The organism is Agrobacterium sp. LR_9, assembly GCF_041954855.1.
Lineage (GTDB): Bacteria > Pseudomonadota > Alphaproteobacteria > Rhizobiales > Rhizobiaceae > Agrobacterium > Agrobacterium leguminum.
Window position 1 is genome coordinate 39,895 of the sequence record NZ_JAVAYA010000014.1, and the last position, 14,779, is coordinate 54,673.

13 protein-coding genes and 1 pseudogene are annotated in these 14,779 nt (G+C 60.1%); 5 read left to right on the forward strand and 9 right to left on the reverse strand.

Annotation, left to right across the window (positions count from 1 at the left end; all coding sequences use genetic code 11):
• The first annotated feature begins 1 nt into the window (after position 1).
• From RAC79_RS16650 to RAC79_RS16665, 4 genes are read left to right on the forward strand one after another with little or no spacing between them, the layout of a single operon-like run.
• The gene (locus RAC79_RS16650; protein ID WP_142845653.1) at positions 2 to 1,084 is read left to right on the forward strand and encodes an ABC transporter ATP-binding protein; all 1,083 of its coding nucleotides are present in this window, start codon (positions 2 to 4) and stop codon (positions 1,082 to 1,084) included.
• A complete protein-coding gene (locus RAC79_RS16655; RefSeq protein WP_174040270.1) occupies positions 1,081 to 2,064 on the forward strand; it encodes an NAD(P)-dependent oxidoreductase in 984 nt (327 codons plus the stop codon). Before RAC79_RS16650 ends, RAC79_RS16655 begins: the two co-directional genes overlap by 4 nt.
• On the forward strand, positions 2,061 to 3,743 hold the full coding sequence (locus tag RAC79_RS16660) for an SMP-30/gluconolactonase/LRE family protein (RefSeq protein ID WP_142845651.1): 1,683 nt from the start codon (positions 2,061 to 2,063) through the stop codon (positions 3,741 to 3,743). The genes RAC79_RS16655 and RAC79_RS16660 overlap by 4 nt, the downstream gene beginning before the upstream one ends.
• 3 nt (positions 3,744 to 3,746) lie before the next feature.
• Positions 3,747 to 4,508: an SDR family NAD(P)-dependent oxidoreductase gene (locus tag RAC79_RS16665; protein WP_078052899.1), complete on the forward strand. Its 762-nt coding sequence runs from the start codon at positions 3,747 to 3,749 to the stop codon at positions 4,506 to 4,508.
• 382 nt (positions 4,509 to 4,890) lie between these two features.
• Here RAC79_RS16665 and gst read toward each other — a convergent pair whose 3' ends face one another.
• From gst to RAC79_RS16710, 9 genes and pseudogenes are all read right to left on the reverse strand, one after another.
• Entirely contained in the window at positions 4,891 to 5,589 is a 699-nt protein-coding gene (gene gst, locus RAC79_RS16670) for a glutathione S-transferase (RefSeq protein WP_174040272.1), read from the reverse strand.
• Positions 5,590 to 5,752: 163 nt separating this feature from the next.
• Positions 5,753 to 7,510 (reverse strand): gamma-glutamyltransferase, encoded by a 1,758-nt coding sequence (ggt, locus tag RAC79_RS16675; protein WP_174040274.1) that lies wholly within the window; start codon positions 7,508 to 7,510, stop codon positions 5,753 to 5,755.
• Positions 7,511 to 7,817: 307 nt separating this feature from the next.
• Positions 7,818 to 8,699 carry a carbohydrate ABC transporter permease gene (locus RAC79_RS16680; RefSeq protein ID WP_081307780.1) on the reverse strand — a complete coding sequence of 294 codons (882 nt, stop codon included), beginning with the start codon at positions 8,697 to 8,699 and terminating at the stop codon, positions 7,818 to 7,820.
• The gene (locus RAC79_RS16685; protein ID WP_174040276.1) at positions 8,696 to 9,784 is read right to left on the reverse strand and encodes a carbohydrate ABC transporter permease; all 1,089 of its coding nucleotides are present in this window, start codon (positions 9,782 to 9,784) and stop codon (positions 8,696 to 8,698) included. The genes RAC79_RS16680 and RAC79_RS16685 overlap by 4 nt, the downstream gene beginning before the upstream one ends.
• Before the next feature lie 13 nt (positions 9,785 to 9,797).
• Positions 9,798 to 11,066, reverse strand: a complete 1,269-nt coding sequence (locus tag RAC79_RS16690) for an extracellular solute-binding protein (RefSeq protein ID WP_104679853.1) — start codon at positions 11,064 to 11,066, stop codon at positions 9,798 to 9,800.
• Between the two features lie 30 nt (positions 11,067 to 11,096).
• A pseudogene (locus tag RAC79_RS16695) lies at positions 11,097 to 11,519 on the reverse strand (EAL domain-containing protein); the annotation flags it as partial.
• A gap of 26 nt (positions 11,520 to 11,545) precedes the next feature.
• On the reverse strand, positions 11,546 to 11,851 hold the full coding sequence (locus RAC79_RS16700) for a hypothetical protein (protein WP_065654962.1): 306 nt from the start codon (positions 11,849 to 11,851) through the stop codon (positions 11,546 to 11,548).
• A 120-nt stretch (positions 11,852 to 11,971) separates the two neighbouring features.
• Positions 11,972 to 12,364 (reverse strand): GFA family protein, encoded by a 393-nt coding sequence (locus tag RAC79_RS16705; RefSeq protein WP_078052893.1) that lies wholly within the window; start codon positions 12,362 to 12,364, stop codon positions 11,972 to 11,974.
• 84 nt (positions 12,365 to 12,448) lie between these two features.
• A complete protein-coding gene (locus RAC79_RS16710; protein WP_065654901.1) occupies positions 12,449 to 12,811 on the reverse strand; it encodes a hypothetical protein in 363 nt (120 codons plus the stop codon).
• A 235-nt stretch (positions 12,812 to 13,046) separates the two neighbouring features.
• Here RAC79_RS16710 and RAC79_RS16715 point away from each other — a divergent pair, with 235 nt between their 5' ends.
• Positions 13,047 to 14,735 (forward strand): dihydroxyacetone kinase family protein, encoded by a 1,689-nt coding sequence (locus tag RAC79_RS16715; protein WP_174040281.1) that lies wholly within the window; start codon positions 13,047 to 13,049, stop codon positions 14,733 to 14,735.
• Positions 14,736 to 14,779 lie beyond the last annotated feature (44 nt).

Sequence of the window (14,779 nt, forward strand, 5' to 3'; positions counted from 1 at the left end):
CATGGCCAATATTTCCATTCGCAACGTCAGTAAGTCCTATGGCGCGCTCAACGTTCTCAGGCCCTTTTCGCTTGAGATCGAGAATGGCGAGTTCGTGGTGCTGGTCGGGCCTTCCGGCTGCGGCAAGTCGACGATGCTGAAAATCCTAGCCGGCCTCGAACCGGCAAGCGAAGGCCAGATCTTCATCGGCGACAACGAAGTGACGGATCTGGCGCCGGGTGACCGCGACATCGCCATGGTGTTCCAGAACTATGCGCTTTATCCGCACCTGACCGTTCGCCAGAATATCGGCTTTGGCCTTAAGATGCGCGGCACCGACAAGACCGAGATCGACCGCCGTGTTGATGATGCCGCGCGCATTCTGGAAGTCACCCCATATCTCGATCGCAAGCCCAAGGATCTCTCGGGCGGCCAGCGCCAGCGCGTAGCGCTCGGCCGCGCCATCGTGCGCCAGCCGCAGGCTTTCCTGATGGACGAGCCGCTGTCCAACCTCGATGCCAAGCTGCGCGTCCACATGCGTGCCGAGATCGGCGCGTTGCACAAGCGCATCGGCGTCACCACCGTTTATGTGACGCATGATCAGGTCGAAGCGATGACAATGGCGGATCGCGTCGTCATCATGCAGGGCGGCATCATCCAGCAGATCGCTGCACCGGACGAGCTTTTCAACAATCCGGCCAATCTGTTCGTTGCCGGGTTCATCGGTTCTCCGGGCATGAATTTCCTCAATGCGGAACTGCGTGACGGCACGGTGACCCTCTTTGGGCAACAGGTTTCCCTGCCGGGGGTCGTCGAGCGTCAGGGCAGCGTGATCGTCGGCCTGCGGCCGGAACATCTCGTTCTGGGCGATGCGCCTGTTACCTTCGAAGTCCGTCCGACGCTGGTGGAAAGCCTGGGATCGGAAAAATATGTCTATTTCGATGCGGAGGGCGCAAGGGTCGCAGATGGCGAAGAAGGCAAGTCCAAGGGGCTGATCGCGCGCGTCTCGCATACCGGCAATCTTCCCGGCAATGAGGCACTCCGGCTCGGTTTCGATCCGGCGCAGCTTTATCTCTTCGATTCAAAGACCGGAGCAAGACTATGATCCTTGTCACCGGATCGTCAGGCCGTGTCGGCCGCGCCGTTGTCGCCGCCTTGCGCGCGCAGGGCCGAACCGTTCGCGGCTTTGATCTCAGACCCTCGGGAACCGGCGGCGAGGAGGTTGTAGGGTCACTTGAGGATGCGCAGGCTTTGTCCGACGCCATCAAGGGTGTGAGCGCCGTCCTGCATCTGGGGGCGTTCATGTCCTGGGCTCCGGCGGATCGCGACCGCATGTTTGCCGTCAATGTCGAGGGCACGCGCCGGCTTCTGGATGCGGCTTCAGCAGCCGGCGTGCGGCGGTTCGTTTTCGCCTCATCGGGCGAGGTCTATCCGGAAAACCGCCCGGAGTTCCTGCCGGTCACCGAGGACCATCCGCTTTGCCCCAATTCGCCGTACGGTCTGACCAAGCTTCTGGGCGAAGAGCTGGTGCGCTTTCACCAACGAAACGGCACGATGGAAACGGTTATCCTGCGTTTCTCGCATACGCAGGATGCGGCGGAGCTGCTGGATGAGGACAGTTTCTTTTCCGGCCCCCGGTTTTTCCTGCGGCCGCGCATCCGCCAGCAGCAGAATTTCGGAAACACCGCCATCGCCGAATTGCTCCAGTCCCGCGATATCGGCGAACCCGCGCACATTCTGGCGCGCAACGAAAACGGCCGGCCGTTCCGCATGCATATAACCGAGACACGCGATATGGTGGCGGGGATTCTGCTTGCTCTCGACCATCCCGACGCGGCGGGCGGCATCTTCAATCTCGGGGCGGATGAACCTGCCGATTTCGCCACGCTTCTGCCGAGGATTGCGGCGCTGACCGGCCTTCCCATCGTGACAGTCGATTTTCCTGGCGACGGCGTTTATTACCATACGTCCAACGAGCGGATCAGAAACACTTTGGGGTTTGAAGCGGAATGGACGATGGACCGGATGCTGGACGACGCGGCGGTCGCAAGGCGGCAGCGACTCGCGAAGGAGCAGAGGCAATGAAACCCGAGACGCCGGGGGGCACGGCGGCGCTTGCCAAGGGGCTGACCCTGCTCGACATGGTCGCCGATGCGCCGGAACCGCTGCGTTTTGCCGAGCTGCTGCGCGCCTCCGGTCTGCCGAAGCCGACATTCGCGCGAATCCTGCGCACCCTCATCGCTTATGGCCTCGTCCGTCAGGATGAGGCCCGCGGCACCTATGTGCTGGGCCAGCGTTTTCTGGAAATGTCCCACAAGGTTTGGGAGAGCTTCGATCTCGTCTCGGCGGCGACCCCGGAACTGGAGCGGCTGGCCGCTGAACTGGGGGAGACGGTTGCACTGTGCCGGCTTGACGGCACCATGACGCAATATCTCGCCGAACGCTCGCCGAACGGTCTTTCGGTGCGCGTCGAGGTGGGGCGCCGCGTGCCGCTGCATTGCACCGCACCGGGCAAGGCGCTGCTCGCCTTTCAGGACCCCGCCGTTGGCCGCGCGCTGCTGGATCGCCTGACGCTCGATCTGCAGACACCCAAAACCATTACCACCCTCGATGCGCTGCAGGCGGATCTGACGCTGACGCGGGCACGGGGTTATTCGATTTCCTACGAGGAGCATCTGCCGGGCGTGAATTCGGTCGCCGCCCCTGTCATGGGCCGGGACAATACGCCGATGGGCGTGCTTGTTGCGCTCGGGCCGTCGTCGCGGCTGGATTCCTCCAATATCCATCCCGCCGGGCGTGAATTGATTGCCGCCGCCCGCCGCATTACCGGTGCCGCCGGGGCCGTGGCGATCAGCTCGCGACCGCGCCCGCGTTCGGCAACGGGCCGCCCCAGTGCCGAACTCAGCTGCATTCTGCCTTGGGGTGCGCAGCTGGGGGAAAGCCCGGTCTGGCACGAGGGGGAAAACGCGCTCTATTGGGTGGATATCCTGCATCCGGCGGTGTACCGCTTCGATCCCGCTACTGGCCGCAACGAAACCTGCGAGACCGGCAAGCTGGTCAGCGCCGTCATCCCGGTCACCGACGGGCGGTTGCTGGTGGCGTCGCAGGATGGCGTCGAATGGCTGGATTTCGCCTCCGGCCGGCTGACACCCTTCGTCAGCCCGGAGGCGGGCATCGTCGACAACCGCCTCAACGATGCCAAATGCGGGCCGGATGGCGCGATATGGGTCGGATCGATGCGCATCGATGCCTCCAAGCCCACCGGTGCACTATATCGCATCAATGCAAATGGCGCGTCCGAGCGCAAGGAAGGCGGCATCATCGTCTCCAACGGCCTCGGCTGGAGCCCGGATGGCCGGACCTTCTATTTCGTCGATACCGTGCCCGGTCTCATCCACGCCTATGATTGCGATCCGGCGACGGGCGCGCTGTCGCAGCGCCGTGAATTCGCCCGCATTCCGGTGGCCGATGGCCGGCCGGATGGTCTGGCGGTGGATGCCGAAGGCGGTGTCTGGTGCGCCATCTGGGATGGCTGGTGCGTGCGCCGTTATCTTCCGAACGGCAAGCTGGACCAGGTGATCGACATGCCGGTGCCACGCCCTTCCAGCATCGCTTTTGGCGGGCCGGACCTGTCGACGCTGTTCATCACCAGCGCCCGCACGCGCCTGCCTGCCTCCACACTCGCCGATGCGCCGCTCTCCGGCGGCCTGTTTTCCTGCCGCCCGGGAATTGCCGGCGCGCGCATCTCGCTGTTTGAGGGATAAAGGATGCGTCTCGAAAGCGTCTTTGGATTGACGGGCCGCACGGCGCTCGTCACCGGTTCCAGCCGTGGCATAGGCGCCGCCATTGCCGAGGGGCTGGCGGGCGCGGGCGCCCGTGTCATCCTGCATGGCGTAAAGCCGGGCGCTGCTGCGCCCGTGCAGTACCGGATCGTCGCAAGCGGCGGCACGGCGCAGGAACTGGCGGGTGATCTGTCCGAACCCGGTGCCGGTCGTGATCTCATCGAACGGGCCGAGGCGATTGCGCCGGTCGATATTCTTGTCATCAATGCCAGCGCCCAGATCAACGCCGTGCTTTCGGAACTGACAGCGGACGATCTGGCGTTTCAGCTGGCGGTCAATCTGGGCTCGACGGTGGATATGCTGCAGGCGGCCTTGCCGCGCATGGCGGCCCGAAAATGGGGCAGGGTGGTTTCCATCGGTTCGGTCAATCAGCTGCGGCCGAAGGGCATCGTCACCGCCTATGCCGCCACCAAGGCTGCGCAGCACAATCTGATCCAGAGTCAGGCGCGGGATTATGCGCGCGACAATGTGTTGCTCAACACACTCGCGCCCGGCCTCATCGACACCGACCGCAATGCCCACCGTCGTGATGAGGATCCCGAAGGCTGGGGGGAATACGTCCGGACGCTGAACTGGATGGGCCGTGCCGGGCAGCCGGAAGAAATGGTGGGGGCCGCCATCTTCCTGTCGTCGCAGGCCTGCAGTTTCATGACCGGGGAGAACATTTTTCTGACAGGTGGATATTGACGGATTTGCCGGCACGGCTTGCTACTAGCATTCGCAACAAGGCTGCGTATCCCGAGATTCCTGCATATTCGGGATGCCGGCCCATCGCGCGGATCAGAGGACGACAGACACTTCAGACCCATTCCGTCAAACGGAGTCTGCAGCCTGCTAAGTGACAAATGGATTGTGCCGGTTCTTTGGCGTCGTTCTCTCGCGGAAGATCATCGGCTCCGCTTTTGAAAAGAGGTAGGCTTGCGCCATCGGACTTCTGTAATGACATTGGTGTTGGTTCGGGTTCCTTTCAACTGCGTGGCTGTGAAGTGGTGCGTCGGGGGTGCGTATCTCTTCAAGACTTTTGTCCGGCTGGATGGCAGACAAAGCGATGGCGCCGCGCAGACGTAAATCAACCCGCTACCTTCCGGAGCGATTTCTCAATCTCTCCTCCGCAATAAGCGTTGCCGTATTCCTCGAAACTTTTATCGTTCAAGGCGGCCAGCGAAGTTGTGGCTACCACTCTTCTGGAAAGGCCCCAGATTGTAGGTGACGTATCCTCAATGATGCCCTGAATGACAGGGAACCGGTCGGCGACCGTAGTCCAAAGGATTGCAGTCGCTATATCTGCTACGCCAATCTTTTCTGTTCCGAGCATAAAGCCGGAAGTAGGGCTCAAGCCGTTTCGTGCCCCGGTATCCGCGAAAATACGGATCCATTTTTGGAGGCGTGGGACGAACTCTTCCCATTTTTCAGGTGTCCACATTTCGCGCCCGCCGTTGAGAGTCAACTCATCAAGGACATCGTTGGCATCGTTAACGATCTTGGCGCTGAGTGCGCGGCCCTCAATAGTTGTCGGCAATATATCCAGCCGCTCACCCAGGTAGATGGCGATCGCCGGCATCTGGGAGATCGCAAAATTGCGCTCACGGTCAATCAGAACCGGCGGCCCCATGAAGGCAACCGGCTGCTTTTCCACCGCACAATCCATAATATTCTCAATCGCATCGGCATCGTGTTCATCCCAGGAGCACCCACAATGGGCCAGAATTCCGCGGAGGAACTGACCTCGAAAAGGAACTGGCCAGTAATAAAGGGCGAAGTTTTTCATGCCTTCCTCCATTGGTCATGCAAACAACGAACGGCGTTGGTTGTTACCAGTTCCCCGACGATTTCCTCGCTAAAACAGAACACCCTGCGGGGTAGTCATCTAACCTCTACACGAACGCTATGCTCAGTCTCTTGAGGCCGCCGTTTTTCCGCAGGCTGAGCGTTCACTCCCCCATCACCAGTCCCTCGCGTCGTGGGTCGGCGCTGCCGGCCAAGCCTTCGGCGGTGATTTCGACAGCATGCAGACCGGAGTTCATCTCACCCGGTTTCACCTCGTAACCCAGCGCCTTCAGCGGACCGGCCAATTCTTCCGCGCTGGTGCCGGCCTCGATGTCATAGGTGCCGAACCGGTTGATGAGATGCGGCTGGGCGACGATCACTTCCACCGGCATGCCCCAGTCGATATAGGCGATCAGCGCCTGCGCCACATAGCCGATGATCTGGCTTCCTCCGGGCGAACCAATGGCGAGCAGCGGTTTTCCATCCTTCATCACGATAGTGGGGGCCATGGAGGAGCGCGGTCGTTTACCGGGTTCGACGCGGTTGGCGATCGGCAGACCGCCGTCATGGGTCTTGAAGGAAAAGTCCGTCAACTCGTTGTTCAGCAGGAAGCCATTCGTCATCAGACGCGAGCCGAAGCCGCTTTCGATCGTCGTCGTCATCGAGACCACGTTGCCTTCCTTGTCGACGATGACGAAATGGCTCGTCGACGGCAACTCAAGCGCGGCATCCCGGCCGAAAAGCAGCGCGTGGTCCCATTCCGGCTCACCGGCCTTGACCGCGTCTTTGGCCAGCGCCTTGTCGCCGTCGAGCAGCTTTGCCCTCTCGCCTAGATAGGTCTTGTCCAGCATGCCCTTGACCGGTAGCGGCACGAAATCGGTGTCAGCGACGTAACGCTCGCGGTCGGCGAAGGCGAGACGCTGCGCGTCGCCGATAATGCGCCAGCTTTCGACATTTTTCGGCCCCAGCGACCTGAGATCGAAATTCTCCGCCATGCCGAGCATCTGGCCTATGGCGATGCCGCCTGACGATGGCGGTCCCATGCCGCAAACGTCAAGTGCACGATAGACAAAGCACACTGGCTCGCGCTCGATGACGCGATAGTTGGAAAGATCGGAAAGCGACAGCACGCCAGGATTGTCGGCTGCCTCGCGCACGGTCTTGACGATCGCCTCGGCAATTTTCCCCTTGTAAAAGGCATCGGCGCCGCCCTTGGCGATCGCTGCAAGCGTCTCGGCATAGGCCGGGTTCTTCAACCGAGCACCGGCCCGCAGCGCGGCCCCGGAGGTGTCGAAGAAATAGGACCGTGCCTCTGGATATGTCTTCAGCCGGTCACCCTCTGATGCGATCAGAGAGGCAAGGCGCGGCGACACCTGAAAACCTTCGGTCGCCAGCGTTTCCGCAGGCTTCAGCAAGCTTGCCCATTCGGCCTTTCCATAGCGTTTGTGAGCTTCCTCCAGAAGTCGCACCGTTCCCGGCGTGCCAACGGAACGACCGCCGATGACTGCGTTCATGAATTTAAGCGGCTGACCTTTGTCATCCAGGAAGAGCTTTGGCGTGGCTTCCAACGGTGCCGTCTCCCGGCCGTCCAACGTCGTCAGCCTGCCGCTTTTAGCGTGGTAATAGACGAGGAAGGCGCCGCCGCCGAGACCGGAACTCTGCGGTTCAACGAGGCCCAGCACAGTCTGCACCGCCACCATCGCATCTATGGCGTTGCCGCCCGCGGCGATCACGTCGCGCCCCGCTTTAGTCGCGAGCGGATTGGCTGCGGCGACCATGAAGTTCTTCGACTCGACACGTTTGGCGGTGGCAAGCCCGGTTGCCTTTTCCGGCGCCACCGTGTCGGACGCCTGCTGGGCGGAGGCGATTGCGGTGGAAAACATCAAGGCAACAACAGCCTCACAGAAAAATCTCATTTTCATCGGCCTCATCCTTCAGAGCGGCGCAAACCATGAATGTGAGAAGGGCAAATCTCGCAGGGCGCTTAAGATCAACTCTCGGGCGACTGCTCTTCCCGGTCAAACATTCGATTTTAATGGCAGTGTAATCAGCCAATCTGGAACGACGATCTGCCGGGCGCCGTTCAGCGTTCAAGTTCGTAAGAAAACACAACAGCCTCCGGGTTGGCCAGAATATTCGGCGCTAATGGAATGCAGCAAGCTCCCGCAAGTCCCAGTGTATTCTCACTAAAGCCCTGTGTCAGGCCTTCACCCCGTGCAGGATGAGGCGCTATCCCTTTATCCCGCTTGCCGCGATACTGGAGATGAACAGCCTCTGCAGGCAGAGATAAAAGATCAGCACCGGCAGCGTGATGATGGTGAGATAGGCCATCACCTCACCCCAGGGTGTGTTGAGCTGGAAGAAATACTGCAGCCCCACCATCACCGGCCTGTAGGCCTCGGACTGGGTAACGAGAAGCGGCCATAGATATTGCTGGCTGTACATGACGAGAAACTTCAGGATCGCAGCCGTTGCGATGACCGGGCCGCTGAGCGGCATCACCACCTGTGCGTAAATCCGCAGCCAGCCGGCCCCGTCGATGCGCGCCGCCTCCAGCAATTCCTTCGGCAGATCCTTGAAATATTGCACGAAAAGGAAAATCGTCAGCCCGTCTGCGATCCATGGGATGATCTGCACATGCCACGAATTGAGCCATCCCCAGGTAAACCCGTTGCTGCCGATCCATGGCAGATTGTTGACTTCCAGCAGCAGCGGCACGGCAATGGTTTCAAAGGGAATGATGAGCGTGGCGAGGATGATCGAAAAGAGAACATCCTTTCCGCGCCAGTTCAAAAAGGTGAAGGCGAATGCGGCAAGCGAGCCAAGCAGCAGGGCGAGAAACACGGTAACGGCCGTTACCAGAACCGAGTTGAATATGAAGGTCGCAATCGGCGCCCGGGCGAAAGCCGCGGTGTAGTTTTCAAGCGACAGATCTCCAACCGGCAGGAAAGCGCGTATCGAGGTCGCATCACTGAGCAGCTGGTCGTTCGGTTTCAGCGACGAGAAGCCCATGAACAAGAGAGGCAAAATGAAGATCGCCGCGAAAGCGAGCATGAGCACATAGTTGCCGATGAGAAAAGCGAGGCTCTTGCGTTGTCCGGCCTGCATCATTGCTTCTCCCTTGTCAGGTATCGTTGGGTCAGTGAGATGCACAGGACAAGCAGGAAGAGGACGACCGAGATTGCCGAACCTGCCGCGATGTCCTGTTGTCGGTATCCCCGCTCAACCGCCTGATAGACGATGCTTTGTGTCGAATCGCGGGGGCCGCCCTTGGTCATCACATCGATCTGCGCAAAAAGGGCAAAAGCCTGCATGGTGATGACGATGATAATTAGCACGGCCGTGTTGCGCAGCAGCGGCCAGGTTATCATGCTGAACTTTTGCCAGCGGCTCGCGCCTTCGATATCGGCTGCCTCGTAAAGATCCGGAGAGATTGTTTGCAGGCCGGAAAGCCATATGACCATGTGAAAACCGACCCCCTGCCAGACGGACATGACCAGGATGGCCCACAGGGCGGTATCGGTTCTGCCCAGCCAGTCGAGTGGCTGGAACAGCCCGAAGCTCATATAACTCAAAAGGCTGTTCAGAAGCCCGTTATCCGCTGCGTAGATAAACCGCCAGAGCAACGCCACCACCACCACCGACAGCACGACGGGCATGAAGTAGACCGCGCGGAAAATCGTGACGCCGGGAATCTTCTGGTTCACCAACAGGGCAAGAAACAACGCCAGCGCCGCCTGAACCGGGGCAACGACCGCCACGAAGGAAAGCGTGTTGACGAGCGCTGTCAAAAACACGACGTCGCGCGCCAGAATGACGATCTGGTTCTCACCCCAGCTGAAGCTCTTATATTCCCGCATCCCGTCCAGATGGGGGTAGTCGGGATTGTTGCGGGTGAAAGTGCGAATGCGCGAATAGGAGGTTGGGCCATCCGCATCCTGCGTTAGGCTCCCATCCGCCTCCCTTTCCGGCTCAAGCTTCAACACGCCGATACCCAGCAGCCGGGTGTAATTTTCAACGCCGACAAACTCGGTCGGATTGGGAGATGTCAGCCGCTGGTTGGTGAAGGAAAACCCGAGCCCCAGCAGAAAGGGCGTGATCAGGAATAGCCCGATCAGCGCCATCGCCGGTGCGGCCATGAACCAGCCCGTAAAGCTGTCCCGGGTCAATTTTCCCTTTGAAGACAAGAGCGCCATCGACAACCTTCCCCTATTTGGGTTGGTAACCGGAATTGCGTTCTATGTTGTTGTTTATCTCGTCGGCCGCGTTGTCCAGCGTATCGGCGACATCCGCGCCATTGGCAATGTCAGACACCGCTTTCGAAAACACCGGCGAGATGAAGGCGTAAGCCGGCGTCACCGGGCGCAACGTTCCCTGACGCTTGGAGAGCTCGAAGAAAACTTCGAGCGGGCCACCCTGTTTATAGTTCTCCGTCATCTGGGCTGCGGAAGACGTGGCCGGGATCAGGCCGATCGCATCGGAGAACTGCGCGAGATATTTGTCCTGTATGGCGAATTCGATGAAGGCGGATGCGCCTTCGGGATGCTTGCTGGTGGCCGATACACCAAACTGCCAGGATCCTGCACCGATCTTCGGACCGTTCCCGAAATCAGGGGCAGGCAGGAACAGCAGGTCGTCTCCATATTTCTCCAGAGCCTTCACCGCAACCCAGTTGCCCATCCATTGCAGCGCGTGGCGGCCTTCCAGAAAGCCGGTTTCATGGTCGGCAGGCGATTGCGATGTTCCGGGTGCCAGTTTTTTCTGGAACAGGGACTGCCACCATTCTCCGAACTTGATGGCATTGTCTCCGTTAAGGGCGTTCTCGGCGGTTTGATAATTTTCCTTGTCGATCAGGCTTCCGCCGAAGCTTTCCAGAAATGGGCTGAAGGCATAGCTGTACCATTCGGTTTTATCGGCCATACCGAGGTCGATCGCATATTCGAACTTGCCGCTGGCCGCGAGCTTTTCGAGCGCGGCATTAAATTCCTCGCCGCTCCACGGCCGGTCCAGCGTTGGAATGCGAATGCCATTTTCATCGAGAACCGATTTGCGGGCAAAGACCGCGACAGCCGCGTCCCACAGGCCGACCGAATAGAGCTTGTCTCCCCACTTTCCCACCGCGCCGGGCAGGAAATTGGCAAGCTTTGCCTCGTCGATCTGCAGTGGTTGCAGATAACCGGACCAGGCCCAGTTCGGCATGTTCGGGCCGTCGACATCCAGAATGTCTGGCAGCTTGTTGGAGAGCGCGGCGGCGGTGACGGATTCGTTATAGGCGGTTTGGGGAAATTCCTGAAGCGAGACCCGCCAGTCCGACTGGGACGAATTGAAGTCCTCAATGATGCCGGCCAGAATCTTGCGTTCTTCCACATTGCCCGCGCCGTGATACCACATGGTCAGGTCGGTCTGCGCCAGTGCCACAGTGGAAAAAAGCGTCGTCAAGGCAGCGGCTGCCCCCACAAAAATGGCTTTGGTGATCATAGATTGTCCTCCTCCTGAAGAAGAGTAACTTCAACATCTACCGATTGTTCCGCAGAAAATTTGCGTTCTGGCGCGGCACCTTCTCAGGAACGCGACCAGAAGAAGCTTCCGAAAAATAAACAGCACGGAGAAGTGAAGGAGCCGAGCGAAAGCGTTTCTGGGGGCAGGCCGGGCCCTCGAAAAAAGCCAGCCCTCAGCGAAGTCCACGCCGTGTTCCCGCAGATACGCTGCCTGCTCCTCCGTCTCGATACCGTCGCAGAGGGTCAACAGGCCAAGTTCACGCGCCATTCCGGTAATATGCAGCGTAACGGTGCTGGTTGCGGATTTCCTGCCAGTCGTGTCGACGAAGGACTTGTCGATCTTCAGGGCATCCATCGGGAGCCCCTGCAAATATTGAAGGCTGGAATAGCCGGTGCCGAAATCGTCTATCGCGATGGAATGTCCCGCCTTGCGCGGGCTCATCGCTTTGGCGTCTATCCTCAGATCCCGGACCCATCAAGCTCCCGGGCATCGTCACCTTCCCAGGGAGCGGGCATCGCAAGGCCATCGGTATTGGCTGAGGGCATAGGCATCCAGCACTTCAATTCCGGCTCGGAGTATTCGATGATCCGCCCTGGCGAAGAGTCTGAGGCACGCCAGCCTTCTGAACCGTACTGGTCGCCTTTCGACCAGTACGCAAGGTCTACTTGGGATGGCCCTTGTTCGGACGGACGTATCGTGATGAGAATCCGATCTCCGTTTTTCGGCGCGCTTGCCATATGGCGCCATCGGTGTGGTTGATCCATCATTTCCCCCATCGTTCAGGCATTCAAGTCTCGCCTCACCGTCCAAGAGGGTCAACTCAAACTTTGTATGACCCTGTATCGATCCGACGGAATTCGACGTCCCTGCAATGAATTTGCCCGTTAACGTTTCTCTCCAGAATCTCGAAAAGAAAGGGAAACCCAAGCATGGCGGGTCTCCTCATAAACGCTCTGAGTTGGTTCCATAGCGCTTGCATCTTCAAAACAGCCCAAGGCGATGGCGACGAGATTGGGCCGAAATTCCGGTATCCAATAGACGGTCGATCCACAGACTGGGCAGAAGCGGAACTCCAGGCTCTTCCCGCTATCTCCGGGCCGCATGTAGGTTTGGTATTCTCCCGACGCAGTAACTTGATCGGCTTCATAAAATACCGCGACACCGAACGCTGAGCCGGTACGATGCTGGCACGCACGGCAGTGACAAACGGAGACCTTGCGGGGTTCTGCGTTTGTCACGACAGTTAGCTGACGACATGAGCAATGGGCCAAGCGCAAACTGTTGCTCCCAGTTCTAAATCCCCGAAATATGGCTTTCGAGGCCCCTCCACCACTCACCGGCAGGAACCGCCCCTCCGGATCTCAGGCTTCGACAGCTTCGCTAACATCATCCAGAAGAAAATGCACGATCACATAGCGTGTCGTGTATTTCTGACCGCTATCGGAGACGCTTTCGATACTGCCGCCGTCGGAAGGGTGCCATTTCTGGTAGTGGGGGTTGTTGGCGATCAGCGTAATCGCCTTGTCAGAGAACCTGCCGTTCAGCCGGTAGCGGGCCTCTGCGAGATGCCAGATATTTTCAAAATCCTGCTGGCTGATCCGGGCTTTCAAGGCCTTTCTGGATATTGTTTTTCCGGGCGAACCATCGTCATGCGCCGTCGATGGAATATGTAGGTCAACCTCTTCTGCACCGTCCAGCAGAAACGCAAATTCGTCTGGCCACATCCGTCTCACGTATCGCTCCTCCCAAAGCTTACCGTCATACAGCGCGATCATGATAGCGCCTCCGCCGCGAGAGGCAATGGCGGATATGCACCTGTGTTTCCCTCGCGCGCCCACAATCGATGTCGCGAGTTCGAATAGCTGGAACTTGAAATTGGCCGGGAGATCGTGCTTGTTCACGGTCAGCAGGGCACGTGCGTGTCCCCGCCGGCCAACGAACTGCATCGAGGAGTAAGGCATGAAGAAGCTCATCAACGATCCAGCCACCGTTGTGCGGGACATGCTCGAAGGCGTGGTGGCCCTCAGCCCCGCGACGGTCCTGCTTGCGGATGAGAATGTCGTTATCCGGTCTGGCCTTCAGGCCCCGGAAAAGCGCAGGGTGGCGGTGCTGTCGGGCGGGGGCAGTGGCCATGAGCCAGCCCATGCGGGTTATGTGGGCGCGGGCATGCTGACCGTTGCGGTGGCAGGCGATGTCTTCACCTCGCCAAGCACCGATGCGGTTCTTGCCGGCATCAGGGCTGCGGCCGGACCCGCCGGCGCTCTGGTTATCGTCAAGAACTACACGGGCGACCGGCTGAATTTCGGATTGGCGGCCGAGCTGGCGCGAGCTGAAGGAATTCCGGTCGAAATCGTGGTCGTTGCCGATGATGTCGCCTTGAAGGACACAGTTCCCGACGACCGCCGCCGGGGTATTGCAGGCACAGTGCTCGTTCACAAGCTCGCCGGCGCGGCCGCGGAGCAGGGACTTCCCCTTCAAGAGGTGGCTCGCATCGCCCGGGAAGCCGCCGAAAAATTGTCCTCCATGGGAATATCGCTGGGCTCCTGCACGCTCCCTGCCGTCGGCAGGCCGGGCTTCGTCCTTGGTGACGCTGAAATCGAAGTCGGGCTCGGCATCCATGGCGAGCAGGGCGTCCGGCGGATGTCCATCGCATCGGCGGACGAGCTTGTGAAGCTGGTCCTCGAGACGATCGAAGCCGATGGCGGGCTGAAGAGCGGAGACCGGGTTGCGCTTCTGGTCAACGGACTGGGATCGACGCCGCCAATGGAACTTGCGGTCGTGGCGCGATCCGCCATCACACGCCTGGAAGCAAAGGGCGTCGTGGTCGAACGGGCATGGGCCGGTACCTTCCTCTCCGCCCTCGATATGCCCGGCTTTTCTTTGTCGGTCATGCATGTGGACGACGCAATGCTCAACCTCATCGATGCGCCGACCGACGCCGGCGCATGGCCGCGCGGCGGTGCGGTGAACCGCAACCGCGTCTTGCCTTCGGCAGGTGTCGAGAAGAGCGTGACTGCGGAAATCGAAATAACAGCAGCCGGTGAACGACTGCGTTCCGCGGCGGAGCGGGTCGCCCGAGCCCTGATCGCCGCGGAGCCTAAACTGACGCAGCTGGACAGTGTTACGGGCGACGGCGACCTTGGGACAAGCATGGTGCGAGGTGCCGAAGCAATATTGGCGCTGCCTCGGGAGAGCTTCGCAGATGTGTCCGGTGGCTTGATGGCGATGGCAAACGCGATGCGGAAGGCAATCGGCGGAAGCTCTGGCCCCTTTTACGCCACGGGTCTGATGCGCGCTTCGCGCCATCTTGCCGGGATCGAAAAGCCGACGGACCAACAGATGGCGGAGGCGTTCGTGGCTGCCGTTCTTGCCGTCTCGGAACTCGGTGGTGCGAGACCGGGGGACCGTACGATGATAGATGCGCTTAATCCGGCGGCGGAAACGTTCCGGGACAAGCTCGCAGCCGGAGCTTTGACCGACGAGGCCTGGCGATCCGCCTCGGCGGCAGGCATCGCAGGCGCCGAGGCGACCGCGTCTATGAAGCCGCGGCTCGGGCGCGCGAGCTATCTTGGCGAGCGAGCTATAGGACATCCCGATGCGGGAGCTGTCGCCGTCAGCATCTGGCTTGAAGCAATCGGGAACGATTAGCGCCGATGGGCGGCGGGCCTGATGAGAAAGCGGGTTACCGCCGT

What these genes read in the sequence shown, in the direction of transcription:
- RAC79_RS16700 (WP_065654962.1), bottom strand. Translation starts at nt 11,851, where the DNA reads ATGGATCAACCACACCGATGGCGCCATATGGCAAGCGCGCCGAAAAAC.
- ggt (WP_174040274.1), bottom strand. Translation starts at nt 7,510, where the DNA reads ATGAAAATGAGATTTTTCTGTGAGGCTGTTGTTGCCTTGATGTTTTCC.
- RAC79_RS16690 (WP_104679853.1), bottom strand. Translation starts at nt 11,066, where the DNA reads ATGATCACCAAAGCCATTTTTGTGGGGGCAGCCGCTGCCTTGACGACG.
- RAC79_RS16655 (WP_174040270.1), top strand. Translation starts at nt 1,081, where the DNA reads ATGATCCTTGTCACCGGATCGTCAGGCCGTGTCGGCCGCGCCGTTGTC.
- RAC79_RS16650 (WP_142845653.1), top strand. Translation starts at nt 2, where the DNA reads ATGGCCAATATTTCCATTCGCAACGTCAGTAAGTCCTATGGCGCGCTC.
- RAC79_RS16660 (WP_142845651.1), top strand. Translation starts at nt 2,061, where the DNA reads ATGAAACCCGAGACGCCGGGGGGCACGGCGGCGCTTGCCAAGGGGCTG.
- RAC79_RS16710 (WP_065654901.1), bottom strand. Translation starts at nt 12,811, where the DNA reads ATGTGGCCAGACGAATTTGCGTTTCTGCTGGACGGTGCAGAAGAGGTT.
- RAC79_RS16665 (WP_078052899.1), top strand. Translation starts at nt 3,747, where the DNA reads ATGCGTCTCGAAAGCGTCTTTGGATTGACGGGCCGCACGGCGCTCGTC.
- gst (WP_174040272.1), bottom strand. Translation starts at nt 5,589, where the DNA reads ATGAAAAACTTCGCCCTTTATTACTGGCCAGTTCCTTTTCGAGGTCAG.
- RAC79_RS16715 (WP_174040281.1), top strand. Translation starts at nt 13,047, where the DNA reads ATGAAGAAGCTCATCAACGATCCAGCCACCGTTGTGCGGGACATGCTC.
- RAC79_RS16685 (WP_174040276.1), bottom strand. Translation starts at nt 9,784, where the DNA reads ATGGCGCTCTTGTCTTCAAAGGGAAAATTGACCCGGGACAGCTTTACG.
- RAC79_RS16680 (WP_081307780.1), bottom strand. Translation starts at nt 8,699, where the DNA reads ATGATGCAGGCCGGACAACGCAAGAGCCTCGCTTTTCTCATCGGCAAC.